Source organism: Actinoplanes sp. NPDC051343, assembly GCF_044455125.1.
Lineage (GTDB): Bacteria > Actinomycetota > Actinomycetes > Mycobacteriales > Micromonosporaceae > Actinoplanes.
This window is the reverse complement of record NZ_JBITEL010000005.1, coordinates 557,775-573,196: the sequence shown is the minus strand read 5'-3', so window position 1 is coordinate 573,196 and position 15,422 is coordinate 557,775. Positions and strand designations below refer to the sequence as shown.

15 protein-coding genes and 1 riboswitch are annotated in these 15,422 nt (G+C 70.4%); of the genes, 10 read left to right on the top strand and 5 right to left on the bottom strand.

All coding sequences use genetic code 11. From position 1 onward, the window contains the following. Positions 1 to 536: 536 nt before the first annotated feature. Positions 537 to 1,511, bottom strand: a complete 975-nt coding sequence (locus ACIA5C_RS20095) for a TerC family protein (protein WP_396056637.1) — start codon at positions 1,509 to 1,511, stop codon at positions 537 to 539. A 97-nt stretch (positions 1,512 to 1,608) separates the two neighbouring features. Between ACIA5C_RS20095 and ACIA5C_RS20090 the strand changes: the two genes are divergently transcribed. The 6 genes from ACIA5C_RS20090 (at position 1,609) to ACIA5C_RS20065 (ending at position 8,147) form a co-directional block, all read left to right on the top strand. Beyond that, positions 1,609 to 2,730, top strand: coding sequence for a PucR family transcriptional regulator (locus tag ACIA5C_RS20090; RefSeq protein ID WP_396056635.1), 1,122 nt, complete (start codon positions 1,609 to 1,611; stop codon positions 2,728 to 2,730). 124 nt (positions 2,731 to 2,854) lie between these two features. Then, complete coding sequence (locus ACIA5C_RS20085) at positions 2,855 to 3,007, top strand: hypothetical protein (protein ID WP_396056633.1); 153 nt, start codon at positions 2,855 to 2,857, stop codon at positions 3,005 to 3,007. After that, positions 3,003 to 3,137, top strand: a riboswitch (cobalamin riboswitch). (Overlaps the previous gene by 5 nt.) A gap of 40 nt (positions 3,138 to 3,177) precedes the next feature. Further along, positions 3,178 to 4,242, top strand: a complete 1,065-nt coding sequence (locus ACIA5C_RS20080) for a HoxN/HupN/NixA family nickel/cobalt transporter (RefSeq protein ID WP_396056632.1) — start codon at positions 3,178 to 3,180, stop codon at positions 4,240 to 4,242. Between the two features lie 115 nt (positions 4,243 to 4,357). Further along, positions 4,358 to 6,568, top strand: a complete 2,211-nt coding sequence (locus ACIA5C_RS20075) for a heavy metal translocating P-type ATPase (RefSeq protein ID WP_396056680.1) — start codon at positions 4,358 to 4,360, stop codon at positions 6,566 to 6,568. Then, complete coding sequence (locus ACIA5C_RS20070; RefSeq protein WP_396056630.1) at positions 6,559 to 7,563, top strand: cytochrome c oxidase assembly protein; 1,005 nt, start codon at positions 6,559 to 6,561, stop codon at positions 7,561 to 7,563. The genes ACIA5C_RS20075 and ACIA5C_RS20070 overlap by 10 nt, the downstream gene beginning before the upstream one ends. Then, the gene (locus ACIA5C_RS20065; protein ID WP_396056629.1) at positions 7,560 to 8,147 is read left to right on the top strand and encodes a DUF5134 domain-containing protein; all 588 of its coding nucleotides are present in this window, start codon (positions 7,560 to 7,562) and stop codon (positions 8,145 to 8,147) included. Before ACIA5C_RS20070 ends, ACIA5C_RS20065 begins: the two co-directional genes overlap by 4 nt. A 36-nt stretch (positions 8,148 to 8,183) precedes the next feature. On the opposite strand, the gene ACIA5C_RS20060 is transcribed toward ACIA5C_RS20065, so the two are convergent. Continuing rightward, positions 8,184 to 10,010: a SpoIIE family protein phosphatase gene (locus ACIA5C_RS20060; RefSeq protein WP_396056627.1), complete on the bottom strand. Its 1,827-nt coding sequence runs from the start codon at positions 10,008 to 10,010 to the stop codon at positions 8,184 to 8,186. Positions 10,011 to 10,328: 318 nt separating this feature from the next. On the opposite strand from ACIA5C_RS20060, the gene ACIA5C_RS20055 reads away from it, so the two are divergent. Continuing rightward, on the top strand, positions 10,329 to 10,631 hold the full coding sequence (locus ACIA5C_RS20055) for a hypothetical protein (protein ID WP_396056625.1): 303 nt from the start codon (positions 10,329 to 10,331) through the stop codon (positions 10,629 to 10,631). A gap of 14 nt (positions 10,632 to 10,645) precedes the next feature. On the opposite strand, the gene ACIA5C_RS20050 is transcribed toward ACIA5C_RS20055, so the two are convergent. Then, a complete protein-coding gene (locus ACIA5C_RS20050) occupies positions 10,646 to 11,233 on the bottom strand; it encodes a CGNR zinc finger domain-containing protein (RefSeq protein ID WP_396056623.1) in 588 nt (195 codons plus the stop codon). 87 nt (positions 11,234 to 11,320) lie between these two features. On the opposite strand from ACIA5C_RS20050, the gene ACIA5C_RS20045 reads away from it, so the two are divergent. From ACIA5C_RS20045 to ACIA5C_RS20035, 3 genes are all read left to right on the top strand, one after another. Continuing rightward, positions 11,321 to 12,598, top strand: coding sequence for an MFS transporter (locus tag ACIA5C_RS20045; RefSeq protein WP_396056621.1), 1,278 nt, complete (start codon positions 11,321 to 11,323; stop codon positions 12,596 to 12,598). Then, positions 12,552 to 13,373 (top strand): Bax inhibitor-1/YccA family protein, encoded by an 822-nt coding sequence (locus ACIA5C_RS20040; protein ID WP_396056619.1) that lies wholly within the window; start codon positions 12,552 to 12,554, stop codon positions 13,371 to 13,373. The genes ACIA5C_RS20045 and ACIA5C_RS20040 overlap by 47 nt, the downstream gene beginning before the upstream one ends. Before the next feature lie 69 nt (positions 13,374 to 13,442). Next, positions 13,443 to 13,814 (top strand): hypothetical protein, encoded by a 372-nt coding sequence (locus ACIA5C_RS20035; protein WP_396056618.1) that lies wholly within the window; start codon positions 13,443 to 13,445, stop codon positions 13,812 to 13,814. A 10-nt stretch (positions 13,815 to 13,824) separates the two neighbouring features. Here the strand turns inward: ACIA5C_RS20035 and ACIA5C_RS20030 are convergent, their stop codons facing one another. Together ACIA5C_RS20030 and ACIA5C_RS20025 are read right to left on the bottom strand one after the other, a co-directional pair. Then, positions 13,825 to 14,355, bottom strand: a complete 531-nt coding sequence (locus tag ACIA5C_RS20030) for a GNAT family N-acetyltransferase (RefSeq protein ID WP_396056616.1) — start codon at positions 14,353 to 14,355, stop codon at positions 13,825 to 13,827. 176 nt (positions 14,356 to 14,531) lie between these two features. Further along, positions 14,532 to 15,002: a hypothetical protein gene (locus tag ACIA5C_RS20025; protein ID WP_396056614.1), complete on the bottom strand. Its 471-nt coding sequence runs from the start codon at positions 15,000 to 15,002 to the stop codon at positions 14,532 to 14,534. Positions 15,003 to 15,422: the final 420 nt, after the last annotated feature.

The window sequence follows — 15,422 nt, the reverse complement described above, 5'->3', positions numbered from 1 at the left end:
TTGCGGTTGGTCACCCTGCGATAGTCGCTGGCCTTGCGGTTGGTCACCCTGCGATAGTCGCTGGCCTTGCGGTTGGTCACCCTGCGATAGTCGCTGGCCTTGCGGTTGGTCACCCTGCGATAGTCGCTGACCTTGCGGTTGGTCACTCTGCCTTCGGTCGTCGGCCTTGCGGTTGGTCACCCTGCGATCGTCACCGACCCTGCGGTTGGCACCTGCGATCGGTCACGGATTTTGCGGTTGGTCGTCCTGTGATCGGTTGCTGAACCTGCGGGTGGTCATTCTGCAGTTGGCGGCGGAGCTTGCGGTGTTCATTCTGCGGTTGGGGCGTGGATGTTGCGGGGCCGGCCCCGACGACCCCGCGTTGGGGGCGGTTGTTTTGTTTTTGGGGAGTGGCTTGGTTCGGGTTGTGATTTCGGGGTCGGGTTTTGTCGGCGGCGGAGCTGCATCGGTGTCTTGCGGCCGGTGGGAGGTGGCCCGGCGGGACAGCGAGTTGACGCGGGGGGACAAGCTGACGTTCGAAGGCCGGGACTGACCGGTCACCCTGCGTCTGTAGTCACGGGACTTTTCGCGGGGTCGCTGGTTGTGGTGCGGCTGCGGAGCAGGCTGGCGACGGTGGTTGCGGTCAGCGTGGCGACGATCACCGCCATCGAGAGCGGAAGCGGGATGGCCGGCACCGCGGCCCAGACGGTGTGCAGGTAGTGCAGGACCAGCTTGACGCCGATGAAGCCGAGCAGGATCGCCAGGCCGTAATGCAGGTAGACGAGCCGGTCGAGCAGGCCGATCATCAGGAAGTAGAGGGCGCGCAGGCCCAGCAGCGCGAAGGCGTTGGTGGTGAACACCAGGTACGCGTTGTCCGTGATGCCGAAGATCGCGGGGATCGAGTCGAGCGCGAACACGATGTCGACGGCCAGGATCGCGGCCGTGGCGAGCAGCACCGGTGTGGCCTTCCACCGGCCGCCGGCGCGCTGCAGGAGCCGGCCGGAGCTGCTGTCGTCGGTCATCGGCACGATGCGGCGCAAAAGCCGGATCGGGCGGCTGTTGCGGATGTCCGGCTGCTCGCCGTGCGACCGGAACAACCGCACTCCGGTGAAGATCAGGAACGCGCCGAAGAACAGGAACGTGATGGCGTAGCGCTGGACCGCGGCCGCCCCGACCGCGATGAACGCCCCGCGCAGCACCAGCGCGCCGAGCACGCCGATCATCAGCACGCGCGCCTGATGGCGGGCGGGCACGCCGAACTGGGCGAGAACGACGGCGAAGACGAACAGGTTGTCGATCGACAGGCTCTTCTCGACCAGGTAGCCGCTGAAGAACTGGACGCCGGCCTGGGTCCCCGAGGTGAGCAGGACACCAGCGCCGAACAGCAGGGCGGCCGCCACGTAGACGGCCGACCACACGGCGGCCTCCCGGAAACCCACCTCGTGTGGGCGCCGGGACTGCCAGAGGTCGACCGAGATCAGGGTGACGATGCCGGCCACGCTGGCCAGCCACATCCAGAGGGGCACTGTCATACATCGAGCGTGCCGACCCGGTCACCGTCCGGCGCGACCGGATCCGGCCGTGTTCGAGCCGCCAGGTTGCCGGACCCCGGCAAGGTAGGCTCGGTGAATGCCGGACTGGGGCGACATCGCGGCCGCCGCGGCTGACGACGCCTACCGGGCGGCCCCGGCCACCGGCACCGCCCCGTCGGCGGATCTTCTCGGTGAGTTCCTGCCCGGGCTGGCCCGCGCCTGCGACACCGGCGAGCGGTTGGACGCCGCCCTGCCGGCCGGTTTCCGGGCGTTGGGCGCGCGGGCGGCCGACGAAGCCGTACCGCTGCGTGCGCTGATCGATCTCTACCTGTCCGCCGCGTGGCGGGCCTGGCGGCTGCTGCCCACCGTGGGCGCGGACGACTCGGAGGCGATCCGCCGGACCGGCGAGATCGTGCTGCACGCCGTCGATGACGCGGTGGCCGCGATCGCCGACGGCCACGAGACGGCCCGGCGCACCGCGCTGCGGCTGGAGGAGTCCGACCGGCGCGAATTCGTCGACGACCTGCTCGAGGGGACCGGCGACCCGGCCGCCATGCTGTCGCGCGCCGAACGGTACGGGCTCGATCTGACCGGCACCCACGCCGTCGCCGTGATCCGCGGCACCGTCGCGGTGACCGACACCAGCCCCCTGCTGTCGCAGGCCGCTTCGGCCCTGACGGCGGCGTCCGCCACCGACTTCCTGGTCTCCACCCGCCACCGCGTGATGGTCGCCGTGCTGCCGTCGCCGAGCCTGGTCGCGGCTCTGCCCCGCACCGCCGGGGACCGCGTCGGTGTCGGGCGGGCGCATCGTGGCGTCGCCAGCGTCGCCCTGTCCTACCGGGAGGCCCTCGACGCCCTCGAGCTCGCCGGGCGCCTTGGCCTGACCGACCCGGTGGTGCACGCCGAGCAACTGCTGGTCTACCGCGTCCTGACCCGCGACCGCGAGGCGATGAGCGACCTGATCGACGCCGTGCTCACCCCGCTGGAAACTGCGCGCGGCGGTGCCGGGCCGTTGCGCGACACCCTCGAGGCGTACCTGGCCACCGGCGGAAACACCACCGCCACCGCGGCGCGGCTGCATCTTTCGGTACGCGCGATCACGTACCGCCTGCACCGCATCCGCGAGCTCACCGGCCGCGACCCGTCCGCACCGTCCGACCGGTTCGTCCTGCAGACGGCGCTGCTCGGCGCCCGCGCGCTCGGCCTCACCCCACCGTAAACCCTCACCCCACCGTAAACCCTCACCCCCACCGTAAACTTTGCCGGGTTCCGGCAACGAACGACCGCCGACTTTGTCCGGCCGCGAACCCGGTACGGCCCGAACCCGCGGGCATCGTCGAAGCATGACATCCATCGGGCAACGCATTCTTCGATTCCTCCGCAGCACTCAGGGGCGCCGGCTCGCGCAGCAGGCCCAGCAGTTCGCGGCCCGCCCGGAGAACCGGCGCCGTCTGGAGCAGCTGCGCCACCGCCTCGACCGCCGCTCCCGTCGGTAGGGTTCCGGCCGGCGGCTACTCTCCTGAGCGTCAAAGATCGTCGGAGAAGCCGGTGGGAAGCCGGCGCGGTCGCGCCACTGTGACCAGCCCGTGGGCTGGGAGTCAGACCTCCGTCGATCACCAGACCTGAGCACGCGGGACGCGAGATCCCGCAGGAGGTCGTCGGAATCATGTTCACCACTTGGACGTCGCGTGACTGGTGGCAGTCGGCCGGGCTGCTGGGGTTCATCGCCGTGCTGCACGTCGTCGGGTTCGGCCTGCTGCTGGGGGTGATCGGGCCGGCGCATCTGCACCTGGGCACGCAGGCTTTCGGGGTCGGTCTGGGCGTCACCGCTTACACGTACGGGCTGCGGCACGCTTTCGACGCCGACCACATCGCCGCGATCGACAACACCACCCGCAAGCTGCGCGGCGACGGCCGGCGGCCCAAGTCGGTCGGGTTCTGGTTCGCCATGGGGCATGCCAGCGTGGTGGCCGCGATGGCCGCGCTCGTGGCGGCGGGCGCGCACGCGGTCGAGGACCTGACCACCGACGGGACGACCGCGCGCACGGCGCTGGGCCTGATCAGCACGGCACTCTCCGGCGGCTTCCTCTACGTGATCGCGGCGCTGAACCTGGTCGCCCTCGTCGGCATCGTGCGGATCTTCCGGGCCATGCGCTCCGGCGCACTCGACGAGCAGAAGCTCGAGGAACACCTGCAGGCCCGCGGATTCCTGGCCCGGGTCCTGGGCCGGCTGACCCGCGCGATCACCCGGCCCGGACAGATGTACTTCGTCGGTCTGCTGTTCGGCCTCGGCTTCGACACGGCCACCGAGATCGCGCTGCTGGTCCTGGCCGGCAGCGGAGCTGCCGCCGGCCTTCCCTGGTACGCGGTGATGACGCTCCCGCTGCTGTTCGCCGCCGGGATGAGCCTGCTCGACTGCCTGGACGGCCTGTTCATGAGCGTCGCCTACGACTGGGCGTTCCTCAATCCGGTGCGCAAGGTCTACTACAACATCTCCATCACCGGCCTGTCGGTCGCGGTCGCGTTCCTGGTCGGCTCGATCGAGCTGATCGGGGTGCTGCACGACGACGCGGGGCTGGCCGACCCGTTCACCAGCTGGGTCAGCGAGATCGACCTCAACAACGTCGGCTTCCTCGTCGTCGGCCTGTTCGCCCTGACCTGGATCGTGGCGATCGGCTACTGGCGGCTCGCCCGGGTCGAGGACCGGTGGGCCAATCCCGACCGATCCTGAGTCACGCCCTCTGTACTGTCGTTCGCCGGGCTCTTGTAGTTCCAGTGGCCTCAATCTCGGCTTGACGGGGACGCGGTACGGGCACCGCCGCCGTGCGTACATTGGCGGCGTGGTGGTGACAACAGCGCCCGCACCTGCGTCAACGCTCGAGCTGGAGCTCGCGGTGACCGGCATGACGTGCGCGGCCTGCGCCGCCCGGGTGCAGAAACAGCTCGGCAAACTCGACGGCGTGTCGGCGTCGGTCAACCTGGCGACCGAGAAGGCGACCGTGCGGCTGACCAGCGCGGTTCCGGTCGAGGCGCTGATCGCCCAGATCGAGAAGGCGGGCTACGGCGCTGCGCTGGTCAAGCCCGAGGCGGGCGACGTCGACCGGGTGCGCGAGCTGTGGCGGCGGCTGGTGGTCGCGCTGCTCCTCGGCGTACCGCTGGCCGACCTGTCGACCACCCTGGTGCTGGTGCCCTCGCTGCGGTTCCCGGGGTGGCAGTGGGTTCTGCTGGCGATGACGCTGCCGGTGGTGACCTGGTGCGCGTGGCCGTTCCACCGCAAGGCGCTGGTGGCCGCACGGCACGGCGGCAGCTCGATGGACACCCTGGTCTCGCTGGGTGTGGCCACGGCCTCGGTGTGGTCGTTCTACACCGTTTTCCACGACGGCGACGCGCCGTCCGGTGGCCAGGCGTGGGGCCTGCTCTTCCAGCCGGGTGGCTCGATCTATCTCGACGTCGCGGCCGGGGTGACCGTGTTCGTGCTCGCCGGGCGGATGTTCGAGGCGAAGGCCCGGCGGGCGGCCGGCGACGCGCTGCGCGCCCTGGCTCAGGTCGGCGCCAAGCAGGCGACCCGGCTGGGCGCCGACGGCGCCGAGGAGCGCGTTCCGGCGACCGCGATCCGGGTCGGCGACCGGCTGGTGGTCCGGCCGGGCGAGACGATCGCCGCCGACGGCGAGGTCGTGGAGGGTTCGAGCGCGGTCGACACGTCGGCGATGACCGGCGAGTCGGTGCCGGTCGAGGTCGGACCGGGCGACGCGGTCACCGGCGGGACGGTCACGGTGGCCGGGCGCCTGATCGTACGGGCCGGGCGGGTCGGCGCCGACACTCAGCTGTCCCAGCTCGTACGCCTCGTCCAGCGCGCCCAGACCGACAAGGCAGCCGTGCAGCGCCTGGCCGACCGCATCTCGTCGGTGTTCGTGCCGGCCGTGATCATGCTGTCCGTGCTCACCGGTCTGGCCTGGTCGTTCGCCGGGGCCGCGCCGGAGCGGGCGATCAGCGTCGGGCTCGCCGTGCTGATCATCGCCTGCCCCTGCGCGCTCGGCCTGGCCACCCCGACCGCGCTGCTCGCCGCCTCCGGGCGGGGCGCCCAGCTGGGTGTGTTCGTCAAGGGCCACCAGGCGTTGGAGTCGGCCCGGGCGATCGACACCGTGGTGCTCGACAAGACCGGGACCGTGACGACCGGCCGGATGAAGGTCGTCGACGTCTGGACCGCCGATGGGGTCGACCGGGCCACGCTGCTCGCCGACGCGGGGGCGGTGGAGAACGCCGCCGAACATGTCGTCGGCCGGGTCGTCGCCGCGTACGCGTTGCGCGAGAACGGTGGTCTATCCGGTGTCGAGGATTTCGAGGCGCTGCCCGGACTCGGAGCCCGAGGGCGGGTCGACGGCCGCGTCGTCCTGGTCGGATCACCCCGCCTGCTCGACGAGCCGGAAACCCACTGGGTGAATCGGCCCGGCACCGTCGTGTTGGTCTCCGTCGACGGGCGGGTCATCGGCGGTCTGCTGCTGACCGACACCGTCAAGCCGTCGGCCGCGCCCGCGGTGACCGCGCTGCGGGAGATGGGCCTGCGGACGGTCCTGCTGACCGGCGACAACAAGGCCACCGCTGAGACCGTCGCCGCCACGATCGGCGTGGACGAGGTCATCGCCGAGGTGCTGCCGGCCGACAAGGCCGCCACCGTCGAACGCCTCCAGGCCGCCGGTCGCGTGGTGGCCATGGTCGGTGACGGGGTGAACGACGCTCCCGCGCTGGCCCGCGCCGACCTGGGCATGGCCGTGGTCAGCGGCACCGACGTGGCGATCGGGGCGGCCGACATCATCCTGGTCCGCGACGACCTGGACATCGTTCCCACCGCGATCGCGCTGGCGCGCCGCACCCTGACCACGATCCGGGTCAATCTGCTGTGGGCGTTCGGCTACAACGTGCTGGCGCTGCCGATCGCCGCCGCGGGCCTGCTCAACCCGCTGATCTCCAGCGGGGCGATGGCCCTGTCATCGCTGCTGGTCGTCTCCAACAGCCTGCGCCTGCGGGGCTTTGCCGGTCCGGGGACCCGATGGCGCTGAACTTCGCGGCCGGACCGACCTCGGCCCAGCTCGCGGCCGACTGGACGGTCCGCCCGCTGGTGATCGTTCCGCTGGTGATCGCGGCGATCCTCTACCTGTGGGGCGTCGCCCGGGTCGACCTGAAGCACCCGGGCGGCCGCTGGCCGCTCCTGCGCACCGGATCGTTCCTGGCCGGGCTGGGCGTGATCGCCGTTGCCACGCTGTCGGCGATCGAGCGCTACGGCACCACGTTCTTCTGGATCCACATGGGACAGCATCTGCTGCTGATCATGGCGGCGCCGGCTCTGATCATCCACGGGCGGCCGCTGATCCTGGCCCTGCACGCGACCCGCAACCCGTGGCACACGCGCATCAAGCGGGTCCTGCGCTCGCCGGTGGTCACCGCGGTGACCAATCCGCTGGTGGCGTTCGCGCTATACACGGCGGTCGTCGTGGGCACCCACCTGACGTCGTTCAACAACGTCGCGATCACCCACCGGTGGGCGGCCGCGGGGGAGCAGGTCGCCTACCTGGTGTCCGGCTACCTCTACCTGCTGTCCGGCTTCGGGGCGGAGCCGATCCGGTGGCGGCTGTCGCACCCGGCCAAGATGCTCGTGCTGGTGCTGTCCATGTCGGTCGACACGTTCACCGGCATCACCCTGTTGATGGCCGGCAGCAACCCCTGGCCGGCGTACGCCGCGCAGCACCACACGTGGGGGCCCGACCCGCTCACCGACGTGCACTACGGCGGCGCCACCATGTGGGTCGGCGGCGACACGATCATGATCGGACTGATCTTGACTGCACTGGTGCCGTGGGTGGCCGGCCGCAACCGCAACAGTCTGCGCATGCGCTGGGTCGAGAGTGCCCGGCGCGCCACGATGGACCGGTACACCGGCTATCTGCCCGCGGGCACCGCGGTACGCCGCGACGTCGACGAGGACGAGCAGCGGCTCGATGCGTACAACGCCTGGCTGGCCGAAATGGCCGAGCGGGATCGGAACGCCGCCCGATGATCGGTCTGGCCTCCCTGCGCTGGGTTCTGAGCGCGGCATTCGTGCTGACCTCGGGCTATCACCTCGCGCGCTGCCTGCGCCCCCGGCGTCTTCCCGGGCCGATCGCCGAGACCTGGATCTCGGAGGCACTGCACCTGGTCATGGGGATCTCGATGATCGTCATGATCTGGCCGTGGGGCGAAGTCGTCCCGGTCCCGGTCTGGGCGGCCGTCTTCACCGCCTCGACCGGCTGGTTCGTGGCCCGGACGTTCCGGTCGACCGGTCGCCGCCTGGTGCCGATCTTCTTCGCCTCCTCGATGGCGGCCATGGTCTGGATGGGCGTCTCGATGCCGGCCCAGGCCTCAGCGGGCTCTCACCCGGGCATGGCCATGGACGGCATGTCGATGCCGGCCGGTCCGATCGGTGTCACCGGATGGGTCAGCGGGCTGCTCGGCGGCTATCTGGTCGCGGTCGCGTTCTGGTGGATCTTCCGGGGGCTACGGCTCGGGCCGGCGGTCGGCCGTCCACAGCCGCTGAGCTGGTCGTCGCTCTGCCACGGCCTGATGAGCATCGGTATGGGGCTGGCCCTGCTCGCCATGGCCTGAGGTCTCTTCCTGGACCGACGAAACGCGGGCACGCGGTCAGGCCGGTAGGCGGACGGCGAGCGCGGCGACGTCGTCGTCGCGGTTGGCCGCCACGTGCGTGACGATGTCGGCGAGCAGCTCCGGCAGTGGTGTCGTGGCGTGCTGCCGGAGGCGCTCGTGCAGCCGTGCCGAGCCCTCGTCGACGGTGCCGGTGCGGGTTTCGATCAGGCCGTCGGTGTAGAGCAGGAGCGTGGATCCGGCCGGGAGCGGACTGAACTGGTTGCGCCGGCGTACGAGCAACTTGGAGCCGAGCAGCAGGTCGCGGCCGGCCAGGGCTTCGACGGTGCCGTTGGGTTGCAGCAGGACCGGCGGCGGGTGCCCGGCGTTCGACCACTGCAGCTGATAGCCGCCGCCGGGTTGCGGGTCGAGGTAGCCGACGATCGCGGTGGCGATGGTCGAGTCTCCGAGCGCGTGGTTGGCGGTGTCGAGGCGACGCAGCAGAGCCGACGGTGGTTCGTGGCGGTCGATCAGGAAGGCGCGCAGCATGCTCCGTAGCTGGCCCATCCGGGCGGCGGCGTTCATGTCGTGGCCGCTGACGTCGCCGATGACCAGGGCGAGACGGCCGTCCGAGTTGGGGACGGCGTCGTACCAGTCGCCGCCGATGTGCTCGCCGGCGTTGGCCGGGTAGTAACAGGCGGCCAGCTCGACGTAGGAGATCGAGGGCAGGTCGGGCAGCATCGCCTCCTGCAAGGTGCGGGCGGCGTCCGCGCGGGCCTGCAGCTGCTGGGCGCGTTCCAGGGCGAGGGCGACGTAGCCGGCAAGCGTGGTGATGACGGCCTGCTCGCCGGTGTCGAAGGCGTGCGGTTGATCCCAGGCGAAGCGCAGGGTGCCGAGGACGCTCGACGTTCCGAGCAGCGGTGCGCACACCAGGGCATGCCAGCCGAGGTGCTCGACGTCGTCGGCGAGCTCGGGATAGAAGTGGGCGAGCGTGGCCCGGTCGCCGAGGAAGACCGGCCGTCGGCTGCGCACCGCGACCGCGGCCGGGTGCTCGCTGTCGAGCGGAGTCGTCGACCAGTGCGGCGGCGTGCCGGGCGGCAGCGGATGCGTGGTGACCAGGTCGAGTCGTTCGCGGCGGCTGTCCCGGAACATCACGGCGACGTGTGCCGGCGCGAGGTCGCCGCTGACCAGGCTGGCTACGGCGGCGACCACGTCGGTGACCGTGCTCGTGTCGGCCAGGGCCTCGCTCGCCCGCAGAAGCAACCGGCTCCGGGCCAGCGCGAGCTGGACTTCCGCCGACAGCCCGCGGGCTTCCTCCTCGGCGCTGCGGCGTTGCTCGAGGAGCAGGCCGCTCTCCGTCCGGGCTTGCTCGGCCTGGTGCGCGGCGATCCGCAGCCGGAGTTCGGACGCGCAGGCGGAGGCGAGGTCGGCCAGGGTTTCGAGTTCGGCGCTGGTCCAGTCGCGAGGGCTGGTGTCGATCGCGCACAGCGACCCGAGGACGTTGCCGTCGTCGTCGGTCAGCGGCATGCCGGAGTAGGCGACGACGCCGAGGTCTTTGATCGCCAGGTTGTCGCGCAGGAGTGCGTCGGTGCGGGCGTCCGCGACGATCAGCGGCCGGCCGGAGAGCACGACGTGCCGGCAGAAGGAGTGCGAGAGGCCGGTCTCGCGGCAGCGCTGCCACGGCTGCGCGAGCCCGGCCGCGCCGGGAAAGTATTGCCGTGTGTCGTCGACCAATGAGACGAGGGCGACGGGAACCCCGAGTGTGCGGCGGACCATTCGGGTGAAACGGTCGAAGGCCGGGTCGGGTCGCGGACCGAGGCGAGTGCTCGCCAGAGCGTCGAGCCGGGCTCGGCCGCTGAGGCCGCCGGCGGCTGTCGGGTCGGTCATCGGGGCAGCAGTGCCACTTCTCGGCAGAAGTCGTTGATCGCCTGCACGTCGCCGCCTCACGCCTCAATCGGTCACCAGAGATGATTGTACGAAGCCCAGGGCCGCTGAGCGTCGACCGCACGCCTCATGATGCGCGGTGCGCGGCGGTCGGCGGCCGCACGGGAGGTCACGATTCGGCCGTTACTTGCCGTTCGTCAATTATCGAGAACATCCTGGTCGGCCGGTGGTTCGGGGCCGCGTTTGGACTCTCCGGCTCCGGGCAACCCCACCGCGAGGTGGGAAGCCCCGAACGGCCGACCCGACAACGAGGAGATCCCGATGAAATTGCTGACTTTCGCCGCCGGACTGGCCGCGGGCTATGTGCTCGGCAGCCGAGCCGGCCGGGAGGCGTACGAGCAGATCGTCGCTCAGGTCGGTCAGGCGCGCCGCCACCCCACCGTGGTGCAGGCGCAGGAGAAGGCGAAGGACGCGCTCGGCACCGGCGTCGACGCCGTGAACGCCAAGCTGCACGCGGCCGCCTCCGACGAGCCGGCGACCCCGCGGCCGGCCAAAGCCACCCCGCAGCGCCCCCGGCACGCCAACACCACGGCCACCGACCGGCCGGCCGACGGCGTCGCCTAGGGCAGACCTACGGGTCAGGCCTGCCGGGCGGCCTGACGTCGTGAGGTCTGACGCTGTATCTTCGCGTCCACCCCGCAACCGTCCATCGTGCACCAGCGGCGACTGCGGTTCTTGCTGGTGTCGAGGAAGAGCCCGATGCAGCCGGCCTCGGCGGCGCAGGCCTTGACCCGGTCCAACGGCCCGTCGGTGAGCAGCCGCACCGCCGAGACCGCGACCGGCCACCACGCGCGGCGAGGGTCGTCACCGGTGAATTGCCAGCCGTAGGCGATCTCGCCCGGGGTGAGCCGGGCGTGTGCCATCGCCTCGGCATAGTCGGTCTGGAGCCGGCCGAGCGCCGCGGCCGGAACAGGTTGCCCGCGGCCGACGGCGGCGAAGACCGTGAAGACCGCTTCCCGCAGCTCGATGGCGGTGCGGAGGTCGGCGTCCGTCCCGCGGTGGTCGAGTCGCGCGGCGGTCCCGGCGTCGATCAGCCCCGCGTACGCCGACCAGGCGCTCAGGTCGGCGTACGAGTGCAGGAGTTCCTCCGGTTGTGCGGTGGCGCGTCCGTCCACCGTGTTGGCGAAGTCCAGGCAGGCGACGCCGCCGAAAAGTTCGAGGAACATTGATTCCACCTAAAGAGGTTTTACCCGCATCATCGGCGGTATGTTTCTGGTCAATGAAGCTTAGCCCGCATCAACCAGGGGGATACCGTGTTGATACTCAGCGTGCTGGCGTTGGGCGTTGCTGACTCGATGGTCGGGCCCTACCTCGTGCTCTTCGGCACGCAGACGGCCCACCTGTCCCCGTTGCAGGTCGGCGTCTTCGTGTCGCTGGTCTCGGCGAGCGGCCTCGCGGTGAGCACGTGGCTGGGCCGCCGGTACGACCGGGGTCCGAGCCGGTGGCCGGCGCTGGTCGCGGTCACCGTGGCCGCCGCCGGATACGCGGCGCTGACCACGACCACCACCTACCCCGTCCTGCTGCTTGTCGCGGCCGGACTGCTGAGCGCCGGAACGGCGGCGTTTCCGCAGATCTTCGCCCTGGCCCGGACGCACGACGATCTCGCCGGCGAGGCGACCTCGCGCCGGCGCACTCCCGCCTTGCGCTCGACCTGGTCGCTGGCCTGGGCCGCCGGACCGATGATCGGCGCTGCCCTGCTGGCGTCGGGCGGCTACCGCCGGCTGCTTCTCGTCACGGCGCTCGCCTTCCTGCTGGTCACCGTGCCGCTCCTGCTTCTCGGCCGCACCCCGCGGGCGCGGCGCGACGGACACGCCCGCCCGGGCGGGGGCCGGCCCACCCGGGCGATGCTCCTGGCCGCGGGCAGCTTCACCTGTTTTCACACCGCGATGCTGGCCGGGTCGGTGGTGCTTCCGCTCTACGTCACCGGCACGCTGCACCAGCCCGACAGCAGGGTCGGCCTGCTCTTCACGGTGTGCGCGCTGGTCGAGATCCCGGTGGCGCTGGCGATGATGGTGGTGCCCGCGCGCGTACGGAAAACGGTCATCCTGGCCGGCATGGCACTGTTCGCCGCATATTTCGTGCTGGTGGCGGTCTCCACCACGGTGCCGCTCCTCATCGGTACGCAGGTGGCCCGGGGCGTGGCCCTCGCGTCCGCGGGTACGCTCGGCATCACCTTCGTTCAAGATCTTGCGCCGCAGTCGCCGGGTCGTGCCACCACCCTGTTCTCCAACACCGTCACGATTGGATCACTGGTGTCGGGGCTGCTGGCCGGGGCGGTCACCCAGACGCTCGGCTTCCGCGCCGCCCTGTTGACCTGCGCCGCGCTCGCGATGTGCGGATGGGTTCTGCTGGCCCCGGTGCGCCGCGCCGCACCGGCGACCTTTCAGGGTGCTCACAGTTTCGACGAGGGTCAAGGCAAGCTTCGAGCCCGTACGCTTGAACGGCACGCAACCTGCGGCAACCCTCAGAGGGAGGCTGGAGAAAGTGAAATCTTCCAACCCGGTGCTCTCGCGCCTGGGCCGGGCCGCTGAGCAACAGCGGACCGGATACGGGGCCTACGGCCCTCCCGGTGAACCGGGCTACGGCCAGCCGTACCCGACGGCCGCATACCCCGCCGCACCGCCTGCCGTGCAGCCGATGACCATCGACGACGTGGTCGTCAAGACGGTCACGCTGCTCGGACTCACCGGCATCGCCGCGATCGCCGCGTGGAACCTGATTCCCGACGGCTACATGGGTGCCGCCTGGATCGGCGCTGCGGTGGTCGGCCTGGTCCTCGGTCTGATCATCTCGTTCTCCCGGATGGCCAACCCGGCCCTGGTCGTGACGTACGCGGTCGTCGAGGGCGTCTTCGTCGGCATGGTCAGCAAGACCTACCAGGAGTTCCTCGGCTACAGCGGCATCGTCCTGCAGGCAGTGGTCGCCACCTTCGGCGTCTTCTTCCTGATGGCGGCGCTCTACAAGTTCAAGGTGATCCGCGCTACGCCGAGGTTCACCCGGGGCATGATCGCCGCCATCGGCGGTCTTTTCGCGCTCATGCTGATCAACTTCGTGCTGTCGCTGTTCGGTTTCCACACCGGCCTTCGTGACAACGGCGCGGTGGGCATCATCTTCAGCCTGGTTTGCATCGTGGTCGCGTCGCTCAGCTTCATTCTCGACTTCGACCAGATCGAGCAGGGCATCCGCATGGGCCTGCCGCAGCGCTATTCGTGGACGGCGGCGTTCGGCATCCTGGTCGGCCTGATCTGGCTCTACCTGGAGATCCTGCGCCTGCTGAGCTACCTGCAAGGCAGCAGTCGCGACTAGCTGACCGATGCGTCAACGCCCGGCCCGGCTCTCCACGGGCCGGGCGTTGTCCTGTTCTAGGGTTTTCCGGTGACCGATTTCGCCACGTCCGTGGACCGTCTGCACAACCAGGTCCGCCACTGGGAGCAGGGCCGCTGGTGGTCCCGCACCTCCGGCGCCACCGCCACCCGCGGCGACCTCACCTTCGCCCTGATCCAGCGCCTCGCCGACCTGGGCGCCGACGCCGAGCAACGGCCCCGCCGGCCGGTGCCCCGCGAGCACGACATGGTGCTGCCCGACCAGTTGCGTGTTCTCGCCGACGATCTCCTCGCCGCGGCTCGGTCCGAGCCCCGGCGGTCCGAGCCTGCCCTGGCCGAGCCTGCCCTGGCCGAGCCTGCCCTGGCCGAGGCCATCCTGGCTGAGGCCGCGGCGGCGGTCGACGAGCTGCGGCTCGCGATCTGAGCGGGACGTTTCAGGCGGCCGGGTCGTCGGCCAGCCGGCCATAGATGACGTCGTCGGAGAATGCGCCCTCGACCCAGCCCGCGTGGCGCCGGACGCCCTCTTCGGTGAACCCGGCCCGGACCGCGGTCGCCCGCATAGCGGCGTTGTCGGCCAGCGTCTCGATCTGGATGCGGTGCAGGCCGCGGGTCTTGAAGCCGTAGGTGCACAGAGCCTGTACGGCGTCGATGGCCAGGCCCTGGCCACGGGAGCCCGGCAGAAGGGCGAGCCCGAGGGCCGCCGAGCGGTTGTGCAGGTCGATCCCCCATAGCCCGCATTCGCCGGCCAGTTCGTCGCCGTGCAGCGTGACGATCGAGAAGACCGCGTTTGCCGGATCGGGGTCGCTCACCGCGTAGAACTCCCCGGACCGGCCGGGGGAGACCGGCCACCAGGGCCGGACCGCGGCGCGGGAGTAGTTCGGCACGTCCTCGTACAGTTCCCGCTGCAGAACCGCCACGTCCGATTCGATGCGGGCGCGCAGCCCGATCTTGCGACCTCGAAGCATGGTGACCTTTTAGCCCGCTCGCGCGTCTTTCATCAAGTCAATAAAGGCGGGTACCGCCGGGCGCGGCGAAGTGCCCGGCGGTACCTGATGTGCCCACACGAATTCTCAGAGGAAAGCCAGCGGCAATGCGCCTCCCGAATTCAGCTCGTCCACCGCGGTGCGGTGAGCGTCAGTGGTCAGCGGTGGTGGCGGACCGGGCCCTGGTGGTGGCGGACCGGGCCCTGGTGGTGACCGAACGGGCCCGGACGACCGGGACGGAACGAGCCCGCCCAGACCGGCCGGAACTGGCCCGGGAAGCGGTTGATGGCGCCGAAGGGCACCCCGAACCCGACCCGGTTCCAGTCGTCGTCGCTGGCGACCTGCAGGGCCCACGCGCCGCGACGGAGGCCGATGCGGACGATGCTGCAGTTGTGGTCGTCCCAGTTGCCGGCCCGCTCACCGAACTGGCCCGCCAGCTCGCAGTCCCGAAGGTTGCGGTAGTAGCCGACGATGTCGTCGCCCGAGCGCCACTGGGTGTGGTGCGCCACCGTCTTGCCCTCGGGAGCGGCGGTGCCGGCGGTCGCCGCGTTAGCCGGGCCGGCGCCGGTTGCCAGCGCGGCGAGCAGGCCGAAGCCGCCCATGGTCAGGATGCGGGTGAGGTTTTTCATCGCGATTCCTTTCATGCGGTGTTTCGCGGTGCATTTCGAGATGGAAAACCGCATTCGCACTACGTCGGTTGTCGCCGGAATGACCGCGACCGGTTGACCGTTCGGCCGACCTTTTTGGTCGTGTTGATCCGCATACGCCCGAAGAGGGCAAAATACGAGGCATACTTGTATATCAAGCGGATCGAGACCACTTTCGCCGTCAGTAACCGACTGACTACCCGTTAGATGTAGTACTAAGGGGCCATACAGCCGACTGATCGCATCGGACTGCCTGCCCTTCGGGTCACCCCGGCGCCCGAACTCGCGACGGGCAGCTGACCGAGAGTTGGTCATCTCCCGTCGGTACTAACTCGAAATAGTGCAGATCTGCTTTTGCGCCCCATTGCTTTGCGACTTCCCCGCTGATAGCACTGGGCCAAA